The 1,906-nt window shown below is 65.8% G+C and carries 2 protein-coding genes; both read right to left on the reverse strand.

The genetic code is table 11. The annotated features are described in order from the left end of the window. Positions 1–728 (reverse strand): 2-phosphosulfolactate phosphatase (locus tag PGX04_RS29680; RefSeq protein ID WP_273741780.1); only part of this gene is annotated, 728 nt, incomplete at its 3' end. Between the two features lie 266 nt (positions 729–994). After that, complete coding sequence (locus PGX04_RS29685; RefSeq protein WP_273741781.1) at positions 995–1,804, reverse strand: energy-coupling factor transporter transmembrane component T family protein; 810 nt, start codon at positions 1,802–1,804, stop codon at positions 995–997. Positions 1,805–1,906: the final 102 nt, after the last annotated feature.

The raw sequence follows: 1,906 nt of genomic DNA on the forward strand, positions 1-1,906 counted from the left end.
GTGACGTCGACGAGTCGCTGTCCCTCGAGTCTCGGGACGACGTTTCGACTGTCGAACGCGAGGGTGTACTCGTAGAGGTCCGTCCGCTTGATCGGGGGTTTGTCCTCGTACTTCGGCCCTTTCCCGAACTGCACGACCTCGCGGTAGGCCGCGCGCCGCTCGTCGGTGATCGGTCTCCCGTGCAGGTGGTGAGCGATGAAGAGCGCGCCGACGGTATCCTCGGGCGACGGTTTCCCCCTCGAGCCGGCGGCGACGAGGAACGTCTCGCGGTCGCTCTCCCGGAGGTGTTCCGCGACGGCCGTTCCGTTGGTCAGGCCGCCGACGTAGATCTCCACGCCGTCGCCGCCCGCCAGTCGGAGATCGGTAACGGCGTTCCCGCCGTTGGTCGACGTCATCGCCGTCGGCCGCCCGGCCACGTCGACGTCCTGGACGAAACTGGGCGAGTTGAAGAAGTCGTACCCCTCCTCTCCCTCGTAGTTCGGCCCGGACCCCCCGCCGATCTTCGCACGCGGGTGTTCGTCCTTGAACTCGGGCTCGTTCCCTCGCTCCTCGGTGATATAGACGTACTCCGCGCCGTTGGCGAACAGCTCGGGTACGGTAGTCGAAAACTGGGCGACGTCGATAACGACGTAGTTTCCCGGGACCGGATCGTCGGGAATCCGCGCCCGCGAGGGGATGATCGTCTCGAGGAGTTTCGATTCGAGCGTCTCGTCCATCACTGCGCTCATACGGACGCCTCCGCCCCCGGGGAGAATAGGGTAGCTAAGAGCGGTATACTGCCGACCCGTCCGGTACGGATTCCTATATATCCGAGCGTACTCCCACTGCGTGGCTCCGGCGGTTCCGCTCCCGAGACAGCTGGCTGCGATGGTGGTGTCCGCAGCGTTCGGACGACGGTTTCCGCGACAGTCGCCGCGATGGGGTATCTGCTCGCAACTCGAGCGGGGAGCCGCAGCCGACTCCGAACGCGGCGAAAAACGAACCGGTCGCTGGCTTACAGCACCAGCGCGAGACCGACCACGACGGTCACCGACCCGCCGAAAAAGACCACGTCGAGCGGCCGGATCCGGAGGTCAGCCAACTGGAGTTCCTTGCTCGCCTCGTCGTGCAGCGAGTGGGAGAACCCCCGCGCCTCCATGGCCTCGACGGTGACCCGACTGCGTTTGGCGACGTTGAATATCATCGGGTAGAACGCTCGCATCGAGAGCTTCAGCAGGTACGCGTAGTGTCGCCAGCGGAGCCACCCGGGCGAGTCCGGTGGGGCGCTCCGCAGCCGATACGAGTTCACGAGGTCGTGGTACTCCTCGAACAGCACCGGCAGCATCCGGTAGCCATAGGTGATGAGAAAGGTGAACTGCCGCGGGATGCCGAGACTGCGCAGCCCGTGTGCGAGCGTCTTCGGGCCCATACTCGAGAAGACGGCCAGGCTCGAGACCGAGATGATGGTCAGCTTCAGCGTAAATGGGATCAGCGCCCGGACCGCGGCGACCGGATCGCCGGTGACCGCGGTCACGACGGCGTAGGACGCGAGCGTCGAGCCCACGCTGAACGCCATCAGCCCGACGAGAAAGAGGCTCACGCGCGAGAGGACCGCGAGTATCGAGACGAACGCGAGGAGCCCCAGCAACACGCCGGTGTCGTAGAACAGCCAGGGAACGAACAGGAAGACGAAGTACCACAGGAGCAAGACCCGCGGGTCGAGGCGATGGAGGAACGACCCCTCGTTCTCGTAGGCCGTCCGGAGCAGATCGGTCTTGATCGCGTCGATCGACGCGGCGTCCCGGAGTCCGTCCAGGTAGGTCACTGCGACCCCTCCCCGATCGGCGGCGGCGCGGCGTCGGCGGCACCGAAGCGCTCGACGAACGCGTCGACGGTCAACGGGACGGGATCCAGACCGAGTTCCGCG

The sequence above is a fragment of the Natrinema soli genome, assembly GCF_028618695.1.